The organism is [Clostridium] aerotolerans DSM 5434, from assembly GCF_000687555.1.
Classification (GTDB): Bacteria; Bacillota; Clostridia; order Lachnospirales; family Lachnospiraceae; genus Lacrimispora; species Lacrimispora aerotolerans.
In genome coordinates this window covers 36,331-55,947 of the sequence record NZ_JHWJ01000020.1, presented here as the reverse complement: position 1 = coordinate 55,947, position 19,617 = coordinate 36,331, and the positions used below count along the sequence as shown (strand labels likewise).

17 protein-coding genes are annotated in these 19,617 nt (G+C 44.4%); 15 read left to right on the top strand and 2 right to left on the bottom strand.

Going from position 1 to position 19,617, the window contains the following annotated elements; translation table 11 throughout:
• Positions 1 to 74 precede the first annotated feature (74 nt).
• Positions 75 to 695, bottom strand: coding sequence for a GntR family transcriptional regulator (locus T546_RS0120710; RefSeq protein WP_026893265.1), 621 nt, complete (start codon positions 693 to 695; stop codon positions 75 to 77).
• A gap of 250 nt (positions 696 to 945) precedes the next feature.
• Between T546_RS0120710 and T546_RS0120700 the strand changes: the two genes are divergently transcribed.
• Genes T546_RS0120700 through T546_RS0120685 form a run of 4 tightly spaced genes read left to right on the top strand, consistent with a single transcriptional unit; the run spans position 946 to position 4,381 of the window.
• Positions 946 to 2,220: an L-cysteine desulfidase family protein gene (locus T546_RS0120700; RefSeq protein ID WP_026893264.1), complete on the top strand. Its 1,275-nt coding sequence runs from the start codon at positions 946 to 948 to the stop codon at positions 2,218 to 2,220.
• Positions 2,221 to 2,239: 19 nt separating this feature from the next.
• Positions 2,240 to 2,968, top strand: coding sequence for a gamma-glutamyl-gamma-aminobutyrate hydrolase family protein (locus T546_RS0120695; protein ID WP_026893263.1), 729 nt, complete (start codon positions 2,240 to 2,242; stop codon positions 2,966 to 2,968).
• Positions 2,969 to 2,980: 12 nt separating this feature from the next.
• Positions 2,981 to 3,898 (top strand): aminoglycoside phosphotransferase family protein, encoded by a 918-nt coding sequence (locus tag T546_RS0120690; protein ID WP_026893262.1) that lies wholly within the window; start codon positions 2,981 to 2,983, stop codon positions 3,896 to 3,898.
• 18 nt (positions 3,899 to 3,916) lie between these two features.
• Positions 3,917 to 4,381, top strand: a complete 465-nt coding sequence (locus T546_RS0120685) for a low molecular weight protein-tyrosine-phosphatase (protein ID WP_026893261.1) — start codon at positions 3,917 to 3,919, stop codon at positions 4,379 to 4,381.
• Positions 4,382 to 4,466: 85 nt separating this feature from the next.
• Here T546_RS0120685 and T546_RS0120680 read toward each other — a convergent pair whose 3' ends face one another.
• Positions 4,467 to 5,549: an HD-GYP domain-containing protein gene (locus tag T546_RS0120680; protein WP_166429843.1), complete on the bottom strand. Its 1,083-nt coding sequence runs from the start codon at positions 5,547 to 5,549 to the stop codon at positions 4,467 to 4,469.
• Positions 5,550 to 5,843: 294 nt separating this feature from the next.
• Between T546_RS0120680 and T546_RS0120675 the strand changes: the two genes are divergently transcribed.
• From T546_RS0120675 to T546_RS0120620, 11 genes are all read left to right on the top strand, one after another.
• On the top strand, positions 5,844 to 6,722 hold the full coding sequence (locus T546_RS0120675) for a helix-turn-helix domain-containing protein (RefSeq protein WP_026893259.1): 879 nt from the start codon (positions 5,844 to 5,846) through the stop codon (positions 6,720 to 6,722).
• Between the two features lie 138 nt (positions 6,723 to 6,860).
• Positions 6,861 to 9,020 (top strand): glycoside hydrolase family 3 C-terminal domain-containing protein, encoded by a 2,160-nt coding sequence (locus T546_RS0120670; RefSeq protein ID WP_026893258.1) that lies wholly within the window; start codon positions 6,861 to 6,863, stop codon positions 9,018 to 9,020.
• A 25-nt stretch (positions 9,021 to 9,045) separates the two neighbouring features.
• Positions 9,046 to 10,953, top strand: a complete 1,908-nt coding sequence (locus T546_RS0120665; RefSeq protein WP_051630006.1) for a sialate O-acetylesterase — start codon at positions 9,046 to 9,048, stop codon at positions 10,951 to 10,953.
• A gap of 141 nt (positions 10,954 to 11,094) precedes the next feature.
• A complete protein-coding gene (gene spoIIID / locus T546_RS0120660; RefSeq protein WP_024838232.1) occupies positions 11,095 to 11,370 on the top strand; it encodes a sporulation transcriptional regulator SpoIIID in 276 nt (91 codons plus the stop codon).
• A gap of 519 nt (positions 11,371 to 11,889) precedes the next feature.
• Positions 11,890 to 13,338 carry an aminotransferase class I/II-fold pyridoxal phosphate-dependent enzyme gene (locus tag T546_RS0120650; protein WP_026893256.1) on the top strand — a complete coding sequence of 483 codons (1,449 nt, stop codon included), beginning with the start codon at positions 11,890 to 11,892 and terminating at the stop codon, positions 13,336 to 13,338.
• Positions 13,339 to 13,371: 33 nt separating this feature from the next.
• Positions 13,372 to 14,229, top strand: a complete 858-nt coding sequence (gene speE, locus T546_RS0120645; protein WP_026893255.1) for a polyamine aminopropyltransferase — start codon at positions 13,372 to 13,374, stop codon at positions 14,227 to 14,229.
• Positions 14,226 to 15,500 carry a saccharopine dehydrogenase family protein gene (locus T546_RS0120640; protein WP_026893254.1) on the top strand — a complete coding sequence of 425 codons (1,275 nt, stop codon included), beginning with the start codon at positions 14,226 to 14,228 and terminating at the stop codon, positions 15,498 to 15,500. The genes speE and T546_RS0120640 overlap by 4 nt, the downstream gene beginning before the upstream one ends.
• Before the next feature lie 3 nt (positions 15,501 to 15,503).
• Entirely contained in the window at positions 15,504 to 16,625 is a 1,122-nt protein-coding gene (nspC, locus tag T546_RS0120635; RefSeq protein ID WP_026893253.1) for a carboxynorspermidine decarboxylase, read from the top strand.
• A 26-nt stretch (positions 16,626 to 16,651) separates the two neighbouring features.
• Entirely contained in the window at positions 16,652 to 17,809 is a 1,158-nt protein-coding gene (gene aguA, locus T546_RS24120) for an agmatine deiminase (RefSeq protein ID WP_051630007.1), read from the top strand.
• Positions 17,754 to 18,632 carry an N-carbamoylputrescine amidase gene (gene aguB, locus T546_RS0120625; protein WP_026893252.1) on the top strand — a complete coding sequence of 293 codons (879 nt, stop codon included), beginning with the start codon at positions 17,754 to 17,756 and terminating at the stop codon, positions 18,630 to 18,632. Before aguA ends, aguB begins: the two co-directional genes overlap by 56 nt.
• A gap of 95 nt (positions 18,633 to 18,727) precedes the next feature.
• On the top strand, positions 18,728 to 19,588 hold the full coding sequence (locus tag T546_RS0120620) for an AraC family transcriptional regulator (protein WP_026893251.1): 861 nt from the start codon (positions 18,728 to 18,730) through the stop codon (positions 19,586 to 19,588).
• The last annotated feature ends 29 nt before the right edge of the window (positions 19,589 to 19,617 follow it).

The following is a 19,617-nucleotide window of genomic DNA, read 5'->3' as shown; positions in this document are numbered from 1 at the left end:
GGATTCTTCCTGAGGGCTGTTTGTTCCAGTCTTCTTTGCTTCGTTAAGAGGGAGTTTTTTCTATAAGTATCCTATCAGGTTCCAAAGTCGTTGAGGTCATTTTCCAGATAAGAGATGGCCTGATCGATGTTCTTTTCTCTTAAGGATTGAATGATTAGATCGTGGTTCTTCATATCATTGAGCATGGAAAAACGATTCCACTTATCCCAATGGAGCTGGGCATAGGCACGACCCAGAACATTCATGCAGTGGCGAAGCTCTTCATATACAAATGGGTTTTTTGCGAAGGAAATAAGGGCAGTGTGAAAGTCTGCATTATTCGTCCAGCGTTCCATCAAATCCTCTGTTTCTTTCCGGCAATGTGCATTCAGTTCTTCCAAAGCTTTTAAGTCCTGGTCTGTGATATTTGGATATCCGAGGCGCAGAAATGAAGTTTCCACCACTTTTCTATAATCCTGTATGTGATAAATATCTTCGGCTGTCAGAGGAACTACCTCATAACCATACCTTGGAATGCTTTTTAAAACTCCTTCGTGGCATAAGGATACCAATGCATCCCGTATAGGAGATTTGCTGTAGCCAAAGCGGTTGATCAGTTCATTTTCTGTTATGATTTTATGAGGATTATATTCTGAGGAATATATACTTTTTAATACTTCGTGGTAAACAATTTCCTTTAAGTTCTGTTTTTCCATGCAGCCTCCTAAGCTTACGTTCATAATCAAATGGATAACAAATCTATTATACGTAATATTAGGAAAATATGTAAGGTCATTTTCATAAATTACCTTATTTTTCTGTTGTTTTCCTGGCTTTATGTTCCAGGGTAAGGAGAAATATAACAGCTTTTATGAAGAAAAGAAAAAAGCAGTGGAAATATGATATTACCAGTGATATTATTAGTAATATAATCAGTAACAATACTAATGAAATGGGAGGAGAACAATGGATCAAAAAATATACGACAGCTTTGTGAGGATTTTAAGGAATGAGCTGATTCCGGCGTTTGGCTGTACGGAGCCCATTGCCCTTGCATATGCTTCTGCAAAAGCCAGGGAGACTCTTGGTGTATTTCCTGAATTTATGGAGGCTCATTGCAGCGGGAATATTATTAAAAACGTAAAGGGAGTGAGAGTACCAAACTCAGGAGGGCTTAAGGGGGTTGAGACCGCAGTGATTTTAGGGGCACTTGCTGGAGATTCTGATAAAAAGCTGGAAATACTGGAATCAATTACAGAGAAAGACAGGCTGGCTGCAAGAGAACTGCTTGACAAGGATTTCTGCCGTTGTATATTAGTAGAAGAGGTTGGTAACTTATTCCTTAAAATAAGGGCGGTTCATAAGGATCAATGGGCGGAAGTGACCGTTGAACACGCCCATACCAATATCACATCCATAAAGAAAAATGGAATGACCTTATATGAACAATCCTATGATGTGAATGATACAAGGATTGATAAATCCCTTCTTAACATAAGGGATATTGTAGCGTTTGCAGATAGGGTCAATATAGATGATGTAAAGGATGTCCTCGATATGCAGATTTCCTATAATTCTGCGATCGCGGAGGAAGGGCTAAAGGGGCAATGGGGAGCTCAGATTGGAAGGATTTTTATGTCAGGCTACCGGCCTGAGGTCCAGTGGCGTGCCATAGCAAAGACTGCGGCCGGATCGGATGCAAGAATGGCAGGATGTCCTTCTCCGGTGGTCATTAATTCTGGTTCTGGTAATCAGGGAATGACCTGTTCCATACCGGTCATTGAGTATGCCAGGGAGCTTGGAAAGACGAAGGAGGAGCTTTACCGTGCTCTTTGCATTTCTAATTTGACGGCTCAGGACCAGAAGCAGTATATCGGGCCTTTATCGGCATACTGCGGAGTGGTATGTGCCGCCGCCAGTGCAGGAGCTGCCATTACCTACCTTTATGGAGGAACCGTGGAGCAGATTGAGTACACCGTGGTCAACACCATTGCCAATGTGGGTGGAATGATCTGTGATGGGGCAAAGGCAAGCTGTGCGGCAAAGGTTTCCTCTGCTCTCCAGGCAGCTATATTGGGGCATCAGATGGCGATGCAGGGCATTACATTTGAACCGGGAGAGGGACTGGTCCAGGACAAGCCGGAGGAGACCATCCGCGCCATCGGCTATATGGGAAAAGAGGGAATGAAGAAGACTGATGTGGAAATATTAAATATCATGATTGGAAACCGGTCTATTTGAGGCAAAAGAAGGAGCTAGGATGAAAAAACCTGTCATAGGAATCGCGGCAAATATATTAATTGTAGAGGGCGGTACAATGCCCGGAATTCACCGTGCATACGTGAACAATGATTATGTGGAGAGCATTGAAATGGGGGGAGGCATCCCGGTTCTGCTTCCTGTTTTAACGAATCAGGAGGAGGGGACCAGGCTTCTGGAGCTGGTGGACGGACTGGTTCTTTCCGGGGGATATGATGTGGCACCAGATTTATATGGAGAGCAGCCTTCCCCTTTACAGGGATTTACCATGCGGGAGGTGGACACCCAGTATATACAGCTGATCAGGGAGGCAGATAGGCGTAAGAAACCGGTTCTTGGAATCTGTAAGGGAGCACAGATGATGAACGTGGCATTTGGGGGAACGCTGTATCAGGATCTTGGCTCCCAACTGCCAGGCTCTTTCCTGCATGTGCAAAAGGCACCGAGAGGTGAGGCGACGCACATGGTAGATACGGAAGAAGAAAGCTTTATAATGAGTATTACTGGTAAGAGGGGCTGGGTCAATTCCTTCCATCATCAGGCCATTAAGGACGTGGCAGAGGGCTTCCTTGTTACAGCCAGAGCCGATGACGGAGTGGTGGAATGCATTGAGCGGCAGGAAGGCAGCTTTATGTGCGGCGTACAATGGCACCCGGAAATGATGGCAAAATTTCAGAATGATACTATGATAAATTTGTTTCGACAGTTTATTCTTAAATGCACGGATTAAGAGGGGGAGATTATGATAAACCATCTATTTCAGTTCGATATTCATGACTGGAACACCTGGGGAGAAGTTTATTGTTCAAAAGAAGAATTTACGCCATTGGTTCAATACATATTTGAACGAGAGGGCTTAGCGTTTCAGCCATTAGAGAATTGTAAACCTGGAACCAACGGAGTTTTCCGGGTGGGAGATTATGTGGCAAAGGTGTTTGTCCCTCTGGAATCGGGGTATGACAGTCTGCCGGATTATAAAGCGGAGCTTTTTGCCATGGAACGAGCGAATGAAATTGGGGTCAGCGTTCCAAAGCTGATCGCAAATGGGCAGGTACAGGATAACTATTTATTCCGATATCTGATTATGGAATGCGTAAAGGGAGATAACTTAGGGGAGATAAAGGATACCTTAGGAAGAGAACAGAAACTTGAAATTGGAAAGAAGCTTCGTGATATCGTAAGGGGCTGGGCGACACCTTGTGAAAACTTTAACGGTATAGATGCCATTGGACGGACTTTAAGAAGTAAACGGTGGGAGGAGGCCCCTGACGAAATAAAGAACGCGCAGAAAAAGTTCCTGGAAGGCTTAAAGAAGGAATCGTTTGTATTTGTTCATGGGGATTTAACAGAAGATAATTTGATGGTGGAACAGAGTGGGAAGCTGACGGTTATTGATTTTGCAGATTCCTTAATTGCACCGGGAATTTATGAAGATATGACACTGATCTGCGACGCATTTACCTTTGACAGAGATTTTTTAGAAGGATATTATGGGAATATCAGTGCGGAAGAGTTAACAGAGAAATGTATCGATGCCATTCTATGTCATGAATATGGTTATCATGTGGTTAAAAGTGTGTTTGGCCCTGTTGCTGATCTAAGGGAATTAAGAGATAAGATAATGGAACAGCTTACTGATTCTGGTATAGAGAGAAGATAAAAAAAGGAGTAAAGATAAATGACTAAAATACTATTCGTCTGTCTGGGCAATATTTGCCGTTCCCCTATGGCGGAATTTGTTATGAAGGATCTTGTGAAAAACAGAAACATGGAAGACTTATTTTCTATCGCTTCTGCGGCCACCAGTAGTGAAGAGATTGGAAACCCGGTGCATCCTGGAACGAGAAAGAAGCTGGGTGAGTTTGGGATTTCCGTAGAGGGAAAGCAGGCAGTGAAACTCACCAGAAATGATTATGACAAGTACGATTATATTGTTGGAATGGAATCACGGAACATAACTAACATGATGAGAATATTCGGCAGTGATCCGGAAGGCAAAGTAAGCCGGCTGCTGGATTACGGGCAAAGGCCAAGAGATATTGCAGATCCGTGGTATACCGGAGATTTTGATACAACCTATGAAGATGTTTTGGAAGGGTGCGAAGCTCTCTTTCTCCATATATGCAATCAGAATGACAGTTAACTTAAAAATGCGTTTTGAAATGGCTTCTTTTTAGCTGGCCATATCAAGACGCATTTTCATTCTCTATAGAGCTATTGATAAACTGCTAATCGTCCTTATCATCAAGAATTGTGAGATTTAATGCTTCTATGGAAAGATCCACCTCTTGTCCGGCTTTTGCAGCAGGAGCGATAAAGCGGATGATAGGCCGCAGAGTAAAGCCTGGGGTATTATCCTTGACGACTGCCGTGCTTCCGTCACTTAGATGGACAACCGTGCCGATCGGGTATGCAGATACACATTGGAGGAAGGCGGTTAAAAGATCCGGGTCAAAATGAGAGCTGCACCGGCTGGTCAAATAATCGAATATTTTTTTGGGAGGCCATGCCTTCCGGTAAGGTCTTGTGGAGCTTAAGGCATCGTAGACATCTGCGATTGCCAGAATCCTGGCATAAAGAGGAATGCTGTCTCCGACTAGGGCAAAGGGATAGCCGGTTCCGTCGTATTTTTCATGATGAGCGCGGATGCCTTGAAGAACCTTCTGAGAAAATAGCTTGCAGCTGCTTAATTTTTCATAGGAAAGATCAGGATGCTTTTTCATGATCTCAAATTCTTCGTCACTTAGCGGGCCGGCCTTGTTGGTGATCTCCAGAGGGATATCGGTTTTCCCTAAGTCATGCATGAGTCCGCACAGCGCCAGGTCGTTAAGCTGGTCCAGGGACAATCCAATAAAACGTCCTAAGAGAACGCTTAATATACCCACATACAGACTGTGAGAGTAGGTATAATTATCGTAATCCCTGATATCAATCATCTGAAACAGGTATTTATCCATATTTAAAATATTCATTACCACTGATTTAGCCACGGAGGTGAGGTCGCGGTAGTTTTGCATACTGGATTGTATGGTCATTTTCTTTAAGCTCTGGTCAAAGGTACTGCGGATGCTGGTCAGCATCTTGGCTTTTAATTCAGGTTCAACAAAATCCACGGGCTCAATTCCTTCTGTCAGTGCCGTATGGATATAGGCACCCTGAACCCCGATATTTTTAAGGCGTATGATGATGCGGTCACTTAGCTGATAACCGGCAACTATAAATGGAAGTATTGAATTTGTCCCAGGGATATTACGGGCTAGTATCATACCTTCGGTCAATTTCTCTATAGGAAGATAAATCAATTCTTTCACCTCAACAGACTAAATGGCAGTCTTTTCTCTATAAATTAAGTAGATTCCTTCTTTTGTCAAATTTGGGAATAATTATGTAACACCACATTAAATTATAGTTGGAATTGACGGATGAGTCAATGGAATTTTGTATGCACCAGTAAGGAATAGAATCGGGAAGAGAGGTCTAAAAGACATGAAAATAGATTGTATTAAAAGAGAAAATCAGATAAAATAAACAATGAGATGAGAAAAAGCATCCTGTTTTGTTCAGAATTTTGCATAAGGACTAAAGGTTAAGACAGAGGGAAAAATATGATCAAAATATTAAATGGAATGCATGAAACCATAAATTATGAGTGTCCCATGGGGCTTCAGCTATACCGGAATGGTAAGCAGGAGGATTATCCAAAACATTGGCATGTGGGGATTGAGATCATTATGCCGTCACAGGGAGACTATGAAGTTACTGTTGGTGAGGAATGTTATTATTTAGAACCTGAGGATATTATTTTGATTCATTCTGGTGTGATCCATTCCTTAAGAGCGCCTTCTAAGGGCGAACGATATATTCTTCAGTTCGATACTACATTGCTTCATAATCTTCGGGAAATGGAAACACTTTTGTTTATGATGCCTCCCGTTATCCTTCTTAAAAAGAAAGTGGGAGATGGACTTCATAGTTTCTTTAAGGAGAAACTGGATAAGATCATTACAGAGTACCGGGATAACAGTACCTTTCGGGAAGCTTCTATATATGCAGCTCTGATTGAGATTTATGTGGAACTGGGAAGAAATGAAGTTTATAAAAACGTTTCTCCCGGAATTCAGGAATCCACCAAGGAGAGGCAGTATCTGGAGGCTGTAATGAGTGCCTGCACTTACATCAACAAGCATTATATGGAAAATCTTAATTTAGAAGAAGTAGCTCAGATCGTAGGATTTTCCAAGTATCATTTTACCAGAATCTTTAAGCAGTATATGAATATGACATTTTATGAATACTTAAATTCCAAACGGGTGAAAAAGGCGGAAGAACTTCTTTATCATACCAAGGAGTTAAGTATTACTGAGGTTGCCATGGGTGCTGGATTTTCATCCATCAGCGCTTTTAACCGCACCTTTAAGATGATTAAGAACTGCTCTCCCAGCGACTATCGTAAGATCCGATATCAGGCCATTGTTAAGAATTAAAAAATAATTAGCAATATGTGCTTAAATCGAAGCAAGAAATGAGATGTCTTGTTTTTTATAGAATGCTATGATGGGATTACAGAAAATGGCTGAATGGCCAGAATCGCATCATTATAAGTAAAGGGAAGGGCATATCTCATGAATAAAGAAAAATTGGAAGAATACCGCAGGAGAGCAAAAGAACTGGTAGCAGAAATGACATTGGAGGAAAAGGTTTCCCAGACAATTCACGGAGCGGCAGCAGTTCCCAGACTGGGGATTAAATCTTATAACTGGTGGAATGAAGGACTTCACGGAGTGGCAAGGGCCGGAGTGGCCACTGTTTTTCCACAGGCCATCGGACTGGCAGCTACCTTTGATGAGGATTTATTAAACCAGGTAGCAGATGTTATTTCCACAGAGGCAAGGGCTAAATTCCATTTGCAGCAAAAATGCGGAGATACGGATATTTACAAAGGACTTACCTTCTGGTCTCCTAACGTTAACATTTTCAGGGATCCGCGCTGGGGAAGGGGACATGAGACCTTTGGGGAGGACCCTTATTTATCCTCCCGTATGGGCGTCCGTTTTATTGAGGGACTTCAGGGAGACGATGATAATTACTTAAAGGTGGCTGCCTGCGGAAAGCATTTTGCGGTTCATTCCGGACCAGAGGAAGAACGCCATTCCTTTGATGCTGTGGTTTCCAAGCAGGATATGTTTGAGACATATCTTCCTGCCTTTGAAGCCTGTGTAAAGGAAGGAAAGGTTGAGGCCATCATGGGCGCCTACAACCGGACCAATGGAGAACCCTGCTGCGGAAGCAAAACTCTGTTAAAAGATATTTTAAGAGATTTCTGGGGCTTTGAGGGCCATGTGGTTTCCGATTGCTGGGCGATTAAGGATTTCCATGAACACCATAAGGTGACTTCATCTGCCGTGGAATCTGTGGCAATGGCTATGGAAAACGGCTGTGATTTAAACTGCGGCAGCTTGTTCCTATACTTAACTGAGGCAGTGAATCGGGGAATGGTTTCAGAGGAGCGGTTAAATGAAGCCGTGGAAAACCTCATGATGACCCGGTTAAAGCTTGGAGTATTTGACGAGCAGGAGAAGATTCCATTTAACAAGATTACATATAAAGATAATGATACCAGAGAGCACAAGGAGCTTAATTTCACTGCATCCAGAAAGTCCTTTGTTCTTCTTAAGAACAAGGATAACCTTCTGCCTCTTGATAAGAACAAGATAAAGACCATTGGCATCATTGGTCCAAACAGCAATAACAGAAAAGCACTGGTGGGTAATTATGAGGGCACTGCTTCCAGATACTATACCATAACAGAAGGCATTCAGGATTATCTGGGTGAGGACGTTCGTGTCATGGTCTCCGAAGGCTGCCATCTTTGCAGGCCCAAGGTCAGCGGTCTTAGCCAGGAAAATGACCGTATTTCCGAAGTAAAGGGAGTCTGTGAAGAGAGCGATGTAATCATTGCCTGCATGGGTCTTGATTCCAGTCTGGAAGGCGAAGAAGGAGATGAGGGCAATGAGTTTGCCAGCGGTGATAAGCCAAATCTTTCACTTCCAGGACTTCAGGAAGAGGTATTAAAGGAAATCTATCAGAGCGGAAAGCCAGTGGTATTAGTGATTTTATCCGGCAGCGCTCTTGCAGTTACCTGGGCAGACGAACATATTCCGGCTATTTTGGAAGGCTGGTATCCGGGAGCACAGGGTGGAAGAGCTTTGGCCTCTGTCTTATTTGGAGAGTATTCACCAGAAGGAAAGCTTCCGGTGACCTTTTATAGGACATCAGAAGAGCTTCCTGATTTCAGGGATTATGATATGAAGGGAAGAACCTACCGTTATATGAAGCAGGATGCCCTCTATCCCTTTGGATACGGCTTATCCTATACTGATATTACAGTAAGCGGCGTGTCACTGAGCCAGAATACGGTAGTGGAAGGAGAAGCCATAACGGTAAAGGCGGTTCTTAAGAACACAGGTACCATGAAAGGGGCTGAGACCTTACAGGTTTACGTAAAGTCCTGTCATCCTGATACTCCAAATGCTCAGCTAAAGGCATTTAAAAAGGTTGAGCTTAATCCTGGGGAAGAAAAAGAGGTGGCACTTACCTTAAGTGACCGTTCCTTTGGACTTAGAGACGAAAAGGGTGATCTGGTTCTTTTCCAGGGAGATTATCTGGTGTATACAGGAACTCAGCAGCCAGATGCACGAAGCATGGAGCTGACAGGTAAGGTTCCGGAATGTATGACAGTGACAGCAGCAGATCAGGTGGTTCTTGAAGCGTGCTGCATTTAACAAAAGAAGGATTTAAGGTGAGAGAATGATAGAAAGAGAAGAATCCTTGAATAGTCAGGCAGAGGGGAGGGGGGCCGTAAGGCCCCTCTGCCTTTCTAAAATATTCAGTGAAGGCTGTGTGCTTCAGCAGGGAAAAAGCACAAGGATATGGGGAAAAACAGCTCCTTTAAAGGGAGTGGCCGTAGAATTCCAGCATAAAACAATCTTTACCAGGGCAGATGATAAGGGGGAGTGGCAGCTTTTATTTTCAGACCTAAACCCGGGAGGCCCCTTTACTCTGACCATCCGGTCTGAAACAGAAGAAATCATACGTCTCAAAGAGGTGTATGTGGGAGAGGTATTTGTTTGCTCTGGTCAGTCCAATATGGAGCTTCCCATGGAACGAGTGAAAGATCAGTATCCGGAGGAATTGAACCGGCCGGAGAGACCTTATATCAGGCTTTATAAGGTAAAGGAGCATTACGACTTTGACGGCCCTTTAGATGACCATAGGGAGGCCTCCTGGTCGGCCTGTTCTCCGGAGACCATCAGAAGCTTTTCGGCGGTTTCCTATTTCTTTGGAAGATATCTTCTGGAGGATAAAAAAGTGCCTGTGGGCCTTATTAACTTAAGTCTGGGCGGAACACCGGCAGAGGCATGGATGGGATTAGAGGCGCTTCAGTCCTATCCTCAGGCCCTTGGTACCTTAAAGAAGTTTCAGGACAAGGAATTTGTGAAAAGCCACATGGCAGAAAATGAAAGACTGCAAAGAGAGTGGCATGAAAACATCGATCAGCATGACAAGGGCTGTGAAGGCAGCTTGGAGCCGTGGAAGGAAATCAATCTCCCAGGCTTTTTAAAGGATGGAGGAATTGAGGATTTCTGTGGAAGCATCTGGCTTCGGAGACGGTTTATGGTTCCTGAGACTATGGCAGGAGAATCAGCCAGACTGTGGCTCGGCACCATGGTGGACAGTGACAGAACCTATATTAACGGAGTCTTAGTAGGTGAAACTGGCTATCAGTATCCTCCAAGAAAATATGAGATTCCAAAGGGCCTTTTAAAAAACGGGGAGAATGAAATCACCATCCGCCTGGTCTGTGACCATGGACAAGGCCGGGTGACTCCGGAAAAAATATACCAGATTTTTACAAAGGATAACAGGATTGATCTGGAAGGGACATGGGAATACCGGATTGGCTTTCGGTGCGGCCCAGCCCCGGAGATGGATTTTATAAACAGAAAGCCTACAGGACTTTTTAATGCCATGGTGGCTCCATGTCTTCCATATACTGTAAAAGGGGTACTCTGGTATCAGGGAGAATCCAATGACAGCAGTCCCGATACCTACGAGGACCTTTTAAGACGCCTGATCTTAAACTGGAGAGAGAATTGGAAGCAGGATAAGCTTCCCTTTGTAGTAGCCCAGCTTCCTGGTTTTTCCATTGATCTTCTGGAGGATTCAGAGGCCTGGCCAAAGCTTAGGCACGCCCAGTCCCAGGCGGCCGGACTGCCCGATGTAGCTGTGACCGTGAATCTTGACCTTGGGGAGTGGAATGACCTTCACCCGTTAAATAAAAAGGAAGTGGCAAGACGACTTTCCCTGGCAGTAAGAGGCATGATCTATGGAGAGCCTGTGGAGTACTTCGGACCAAAAGTACGTTCTTATCAGGTGTCAGAGGGCCGTGTTCTGCTTTCCTTTGAAACTCATGAAGGTAAGGATATGATTGTAAGGAATGGAACTGGTTTAGAAGCATTTTCCCTGGCAGGAGCGGACGGAATCTATTACCCGGCGGAAGGTTACGTAAAAGGAACTTCTGTTACCTTATGGAGCAGGGAAGTGGCAGAGCCTAAAGTCCTTCGTTACGCTTACTCCAATGCTCCCTCGAAAGGACTCTTATTCAGTCAGGGCGGTCTTCCGGCCTCCCCCTTTATTCTTACCCTTAGTATTTAGCTGGAATAAATGGAATTGTATGGAATTTTTTTGAAAGATCTAAAAAGATTTTGATTTGATTTAAGAAATACATCACAACCCATTCATACTTGTTACACAACCTGCATAAGTATGTAAAAACGTCCTAGCAGGGGGATTTTCTTGAAGGAATATATTGAGGAACGCGCGGTTGCGATCGCCAACTACATCATAGACTATCATGCGACCGTGAGGCAGACAGCAAAGAAGTTTGGTATCTCCAAATCAACGGTACATAAAGATGTAACGGACCGCTTAGAACACATCAATCCATCCCTGGCAGCCCGGGCCAGGGTGATCCTGGACATTAACAAGTCCGAGCGCCACATCAGGGGCGGCCTAGCCACCAAGGAAAAGTATCAACATCGTTTGCAGATGTGCAGTAAAAAGAATTCTTGAAAAAATGGGTAGAGGATCAGCCGCTGTCTGAGAAATAGTAGACGTTCTCAGTCAGCGGCTGTTTCCATTCTAAACAAAAATTCATAAAAAATTTGTTGACATGAAACTGCAAAATATGTTATTCTTTTTCCCAGTATGAAGAGACATTATCGTTTTCATGCAAATATCGACCACTTCTTTTGAAGTTAAGCCCAGACGGACAGGCGGGTCGGCTGCCGAGCGTGGGAAACCACATTATTGATTGAGTTAGAAGCTCAAATTTTATAAGTTGATTACTTTATAATCAGTGCAAATGCACATCATCTTGTGAAACGATCAATAATAGCAGGGACAATATATTTGCTATGTAGACTCGAAAACGATAATTGTCATGAAAATATTGGAGGGCTTCATGCCCGTTTCCATAATCATTCATGAGATTTTCAGGCAGGTGATGTACGGTCACCTGCCTTTTTTGTGTGTTAAAACGCCCCAAAAGGCGCTTCCCAAGAATGTGACGAAGGAGAGGTAAATTGCCGTATGAACAAAGAAGATCAAAAAAGAGCGCCGATTTATGAAGCGCTGGAAACATTCAGGAAGAAAAGGGTGGTTCCTTTTGATGTGCCTGGGCATAAAAGGGGAAGGGGAAACCCCGAACTGGCTCAGCTTTTGGGAGAAAAATGTGTAGGGCTTGATGTAAATTCCATGAAGCCCCTTGATAATTTATGTCACCCGGTATCCGTCATCCGTGATGCAGAAGAGCTGGCAGCCGAAGCCTTTGGAGCAGCCGATGCATTTTTAATGGTAGGCGGTACCACTTCAGCGGTTCAGAGCATGATTTTATCTGTCTGTAAGGCAGGAGATAAAATCATACTTCCGAGAAATGTTCACAAAAGTGCCATTAACGCACTTGTTATTTGCGGAGCAATTCCGGTTTATGTAAACCCGGAAGTAAACAGCACCTTAGGCATTTCCCTTGGAATGGAAATCAGCCAGGTGGAGAAGGCTATTATGGAGAATCCGGATGCAGTGGCAGTTCTTGTTAATAATCCCACGTACTACGGAATCTGCTCTGATATGCGTTCCATCGTAACCTTGGCTCATGCCCACGGAATGAAAGTGCTGGCTGATGAGGCCCATGGAACCCATTTATACTTTGGGAAAGGACTTCCTGTATCCGGTATGGCAGCAGGCGCAGATATGGCGGCAGTATCCATGCATAAATCAGGGGGAAGTCTGACACAGAGCTCCATGCTCCTGATCAATGAGGGAGTGAACGGGGATTATGTCCGCCAGATCATTAACTTAACTCAGACCACAAGCGCCTCCTACCTCTTATTATCAAGCCTTGATATCTCAAGAAGGAATTTGGCTCTCCGCGGAGAGGAGTCCTTTCAAAAAGTGGTAGAAATGGCAGAGTATGCCAGGGAAGAGATTAATTCCATCGGCGGATATTATGCGTATGGAAGAGATTTAATCAACGGCACCAGCATCTTTGATTATGATGTGACAAAGCTTTCTGTCTATACCCTTGGCATCGGTCTTGCCGGCATAGAGGTTTATGACCTGCTTCGAGATGAATATGATATTCAGATTGAATTTGGAGATATCTGCAACATTCTGGCTTACATTTCCATCGGGGACAGGATTCAGGATATTGAGCGCCTTGTAGGTGCTCTGGCTGACATTGAACGTCTTTATAAAAAGGACCGGAGCGGAATGCTCTCAGGAGAATACATAGCACCCAAGGTGGAAATTTCTCCTCAGAAGGCATTTTACTCCAGTAAGGTATCGGTGCCTGTAAAAGAAGCCGCAGGGAAAATCAGCGGAGAATTTGTTATGTGCTATCCTCCGGGAATCCCCATCTTAGCACCAGGGGAGAGAATCACAGAGGAAATTGTGGAATATATCATTTACGCAAAAGAAAAGGGATGCTCCATGCAGGGAACGGAAGATCCGGCCGTGGAACATCTGATGGTACTAAAATAATAAAACTTCCATGGAGAGAGGAGAGTGGGAAAGATGGAGATATGGTTTTCTGAACTGCATACTTCAAACGTGAAGCTTTCTGTCCGGATTGACAAGCAGCTTTTTTCCGGAGAAAGTGAATATCAGAGAATCGATGTGTTTGAGTCACAGGAATTTGGAAAATTCGTGGCTTTAGACGGAGACATTGTTTTTTCAGAAAAGGATGAATTTATATACGATGAGATGGTGACCCATGTTCCCATGGCAGTTCACCCATGCGTGAAGCGTGTGCTGATCATCGGTGGAGGAGACGGCGGCGTAGCCAAGGAGCTGTTACAGTATCCTTCCATTGAATCCATAGATGTAGTTGAGACGGATAAGCTGTTTGTAGACGTTTGCAGGGACATCTTTCCTGAGGTGGCATGCGGGCTTGCGGACCCAAGGGTTAAGGTCTATTATGATGATGGTCTGCGATTCTTAAGAAATAAAAAAGAGGAATACGATCTGATTATCAACGATTCCACAGACCCCTTTGGTCATACGGAAGGGCTGTTTACCAAGGAATTTTACGGCAGCTGTTATAAGGCGTTAAAGAGTGATGGAATCATGGTGTATCAGCATGGAAGCCCCTTTTATGATGAAGATGAGGAGGCATGCCGGAGCATGCACCGGAAGGTATACCGTTCCTTCCCCATCAGCCGGGTGTACCAGGCTCATATTCCCACTTGCCCGTCTGGCTACTGGCTCTTTGGTTTTGCATCAAAAAAGTATCACCCAATCAACGATTTTAAACCGGAAAACTGGAAAAAATTAAAAATAGAGACCTGGTATTATACCGCGAATCTTCATATGGGAGCATTCATGCTGCCAAAATATGTGGAAGATTTACTGGAAGAGGAGGAAAAAGAATGAGCAGATTATTAGTTATCGGATGTGGAGGCGTTGCCTCTGTAGCAATTCAGAAATGCTGTCAGAACAGCGAGGTGTTTACAGACATCTGTATCGCAAGCAGAACCAAGGAAAAATGTGATGCCTTAAAGGAAAAGCTGGAAGGAAAGACAAGCACTAAAATAGAGACTGCAAAGGTCGATGCTGACAATGTGGATGAGGTAGTGGAGCTGATCAAATCCTACAATCCGGATGCTGTTTTAAATGTGGCTCTTCCTTATCAGGATTTAACCATCATGGATGCATGCTTAAAGGCAGGAGTCCACTACATCGATACTGCTAACTTTGAGCCGGAAAATACCGATGATCCTCAGTGGCGTGAAATCTATGAGAAACGCTGTAAGGACCTTGGTTTTACCGCTTACTTTGATTATTCCTGGCAGTGGGATTATAAAGAACGCTTTGAACAGGCTGGACTTACCGCTCTTCTTGGAACTGGATTTGACCCAGGCGTTACCAGTGTATATTCCGCTTATGCCTTAAAGCATTATTTTGATGAAATTCATACCATTGATATCTTAGATTGCAACGGCGGCGACCATGGATACCCATTTGCGACCAACTTTAACCCGGAAATCAACTTAAGAGAAGTTTCTGCAAACGGCTCTTACTGGGAGAACGGTCACTGGGTAGAGACGGAGCCCATGGAGTTTAAATCCAAATATAATTTCCCGGAGGTTGGTGAAAAGGATATGTACTTACTCCATCACGAGGAGATCGAATCCCTGGCAAAGAACATCCCTGGAGTAAGGCGGATCCGTTTCTTCATGACCTTTGGACAAAGCTATTTAACACACATGAAATGTCTGGAGAATGTAGGCATGCTTTCTACCTCTCCCATTGAATTTAATGGACAGGAGATCGTTCCCATTCAGTTTTTAAAGGCTCTGTTACCAGATCCAGCGTCTCTGGGACCAAGAACTGTTGGTAAGACAAACATCGGCTGTATTTTCACTGGAGTCAAGGATGGGAAAGAAAAAACCATCTATATCTATAACGTATGTGACCATCAGGAATGTTATAAAGAGGTAGAGTCTCAGGCCATTTCTTATACCACCGGAGTTCCAGCTATGATCGGTTCCATGATGTTAGTGACCGGACAGTGGAGAAAGCCTGGCGTATTCAATGTGGAAGAGTTCGATCCAGATCCATACATGGAGGCATTAAACAAATGGGGCCTCCCATGGGTGGTTTGTGAAGACCCGGAAACGGTTACAGTATGGAAAGCGGAATAAGTGATGAGAATAGAAGATTTAAAGACTCCCTGCTATGTGGTTGATGAAGGGAAACTGGAAGAGAATTTAAAGGTATTAAAGCGGGTGAAGGACAATACCGGCTGTACCATTCTTTTAGCCCAGAAGGCATTTTCCTGCTTTGTGGAATACCCGCTCATTGGGAAATACATCGACGGGACCACGGCCAGTGGACTGTTTGAAGCCAGGCTCGGGAAAGAGGAGATGGGACTGGAAAATCATGTGTTTGCTCCTGCTTATAAGGAAGAGGATTTAAAGGAGCTTGTTAAGATCTGTGACCATATGATATTTAACTCCTTTTCTCAGCTGGAGAAGCACAAGGATTCTTTAGAAGGAGTGAGTGTGGGCATGCGGATCAATCCGGAATGCTCCACTCAGGAAGATCATGCCATCTACGATCCCTGTGCTCCGGGCTCCAGACTTGGAGTTACGGCAGAGAACTTTAAGGAAGAATGGCTGCCTTATCTTTCCGGCCTTCATTTTCATACCTTATGTGAGCAGAACTCTGATGACTTAAAAAAGACATTGGATGCGGTGGAAGAAAAATTTGGGAAATACTTAAAGGGCCTTTCCTGGCTTAACATGGGAGGCGGACACCATATTACCAGAGAGGATTACGATTTAGAGCTTCTGGAATCCTGTATCAGACACATGCAGGAAACGTATGGGGTTAAAGTTTATCTAGAGCCAGGAGAAGCGGTAGCATTGAATGCCGGATATCTGGTAACAGAGGTTATGGATGTGGTAGACAATGGAATAAAGACTTTGATCTTAGATGCTTCTGCCTCCTGCCATATGCCGGATGTGTTGGAAATGCCTTATCGTCCGCCCCTTAAGGACAGCGGACAACCAGGAGAGAAGGCCTACACTTACCGCCTTTCTTCCTGCACCTGTCTGGCTGGAGACGTAATCGGGGATTATTCCTTTGACCAGGAGATGAAACCGGGGGATAAGCTTTATTTTATGGACATGGCCATCTATTCCATGGTGAAAAATAATACCTTTAACGGGATGCCCCTCCCTTCCATTGCTGTTATGGATCAGACTGGGGAATGCCGTGTGGTAAAAGAGTTTGGATACGAAGATTTTAAGAACAGATTGTCTTAAGACCATAAAGTAAGAGGATAAGAATGATGAAACGACTGACAAGTCTTCCGGCAGAGGACGGATTTTATATGCCAGGAGAATTTGAGCCCCATGACGGCTGTATCATGATATGGCCGAAAAGGCCGGGATCCTGGCCCTTTGACGCCAGAGAAGCCAGAAAGGCATTTGTGAAGATTGCAGAGGCCATTGCAGACAGTGAGCATGTGATCATGCTGGCAGAAGAAGAGACAATAGATTCTGCCAGGGAGATGCTCTCTGACCGGATCGAGGTGGTTCTTATGGAGTCTGACGATGCCTGGGCTAGGGATACAGGCCCTACCTTTGTAAAGAATGATGGTGGACAGGTAAGGGGAGTTGACTGGCAGTTTAACGCATGGGGCGGTGAATATGACGGACTTTATGCGGACTGGAAAAAGGATGAGCTTTTAGCAGCCAGATTCCTGGACGTCTATGGCTATGAAACCTACGATGCCAGACATTTTGTTCTGGAGGGAGGCTCCATTCATTCCGATGGGCAGGGAACCATACTGGTTACGGAGCGTTGCCTTTTAAGCCCGGGACGAAATCCTTCCTTAACGAAGCTTGAGATCGAAGAGCAGCTTAAAAATTACCTGGGAGCAGAGAAAATCATCTGGCTTCCATACGGAATTTATCAGGATGAAACCAATGAGCACGTGGACAATGTCTGTGCCTTTGTCCTCCCTGGAGAAGTAATTTTAGCCTGGACCGATGATGAGAGCGATCCTCAGTATGAAATGTCTCTTGCAGATTTAAAGGTATTGAAAGAGGAGACAGACGCGAGAGGAAATCATTTTATCGTCCATAAGCTTCCTATTCCCAAAGAGCCTGTTTGCATCAAACCGGAGGAGCTTTGTGGCTTCACCTTTGAACCGGGAGAGGATACCAGAGAGGCAGGAGAACGTCTGGCCGCCAGCTATGTGAATTTCTACCTTTCAAACGGGGGAGTCATTGTTCCTCAGTTTGGAGATGAGAATGATTCCATGGCTCTTAAGATTTTAGGGGATTGTTTTCCAGAACGAAAGATTTATCCCATATTTGCAAGAGATATTATAGTAGGGGGAGGCAACATTCACTGCATCACCCAGCAGATTCCAAAAGGAGACGTGCATGAGAAAGGTAACAGTCGCAGCGGTTCAGATGAAATGCTGCCAGGACATCAATAAGAATATAGCCAGGGCAGAAGAACTGGTCAGGCAGGCAGCAGGAGAGGGTGCCAATGTAATTCTTCTTCCTGAACTGTTTGAGCGCCTTTATTTCTGTCAGGAACGGCGGTATGAATATTATGATTATGCAACCACCGTGGAAGAAAATCCTGCCATCGCTCATTTTGCATCCATTGCAAAAGAGCTTTCTGTGGTGCTTCCCATCAGCTTTTATGAGCGCTCCGGCAATACCATGTATAACTCCGTGGCAGTCCTTGATGGGGACGGAAAAAATCTGGGGATTTACAGAAAGACCCACATTCCCGATGACCATTATTATCAGGAGAAATTTTACTTTACACCGGGAGATACCGGCTTTAAAGTCTTTGATACCTTATATGGCACCATTGGAATCGGCATTTGCTGGGATCAATGGTTCCCGGAGACAGCCAGATGTCTGGCTCTTTTAGGGGCTGAGATCATCTTATATCCGACTGCTATTGGAAGTGAGCCGATTCTGGAATGCGACAGCATGGAGCATTGGAGAAGATGTATGCAGGGCCACTCGGCTTCAAATATCGTGCCTGTCGTTGCGGCTAACCGGATCGGAGAGGAAATAGTCACTCCTTGTGAAGAAAATGGAAACCAAAGTTCTTCTCTAAAATTCTATGGTTCCTCCTTTCTAACGGACAGCACCGGTGCGTTATTAAAGTCACTGGGCAGGGATGAAGAGGGAGTTTTATTGGAAACCTATGATTTTGATCAGATCAAACAGGACAGAAGAAACTGGGGCTTATTCCGGGATCGGAGACCGGAGCAGTATAAGGCCATTGCAGGTAAATAAAAATATAAGGGCACTTTTTTGTGCATAAAAAGTCGGGAGCATTCTCCCGGCTTCTGCTATTCTTAGGTCATATCAGATGAGGGGGAAGGGATTTGATGAACTGGCTTGGTAAGATGAATGAAGCGCTTCAATATATTGAAGACAATCTAACAGGAGAGATCAAGGTGGAAGAAGCGGCGAAAATAGCCTTGTGCTCCAGCTTTAACTTTCAGCGAATGTTTTCCTATATGGCAGACGTGTCACTTGGGGATTACATTCGCAGACGGCGGATGACCATGGCTGCTATCGAGCTTCTAACAGAAGATACCAGGGTAATAGACGTGGCAGTTAAGTATGGATATGAATCTCCGGTTTCCTTTGCCAGGGCGTTTCATGCCATGCATGGAATGAATCCCAGTGAAGTGAAAAAGCCCGGGGCAAAGATAAAATCCTATTCCCGCATTTCATTTGAAATAACCATTAAAGGAGTAGAGGCTATGAATTATTATGTGAAGGAACTGGAAGGATTTCGTGTCATCGGTTATAAGGAGCGGGTCCCTCTTACGGGTGGAGAAAATTTCAAACGAGTACTGGATATGTGGGACCGGTTATCGGAAGATGGACGGTACGACGAAGTGTTGGGACTCAATGACAAGGAAGACTTTGCCTGCCTTGGTGTGTGTGCAAACTGCAGTGATGATGAATTTGATTACTATATTGCCACGGGTTCTGACCAGCCTCTGAAAGAAGGTATGGAAGAACTTATGATTCCCCCAGCCACCTACGTGATTTTTGAGTGCGTGGGTAAATTACCGGAGAGTCAGCAAAAGGTATGGAAACGGATATTTACTGAGTTCTTTCCGGCATCCGGATATGAGATCATGGACGGACCTCAGATAGAATGGTATTCCATGGGAGATCCTTCCAAAGAGGATTATGTCAGCCAGATCTGGATTCCGGTAGGAAAAAAGGCGTAAAGTTTTCATAAAAAAGGCACATTCCCCAT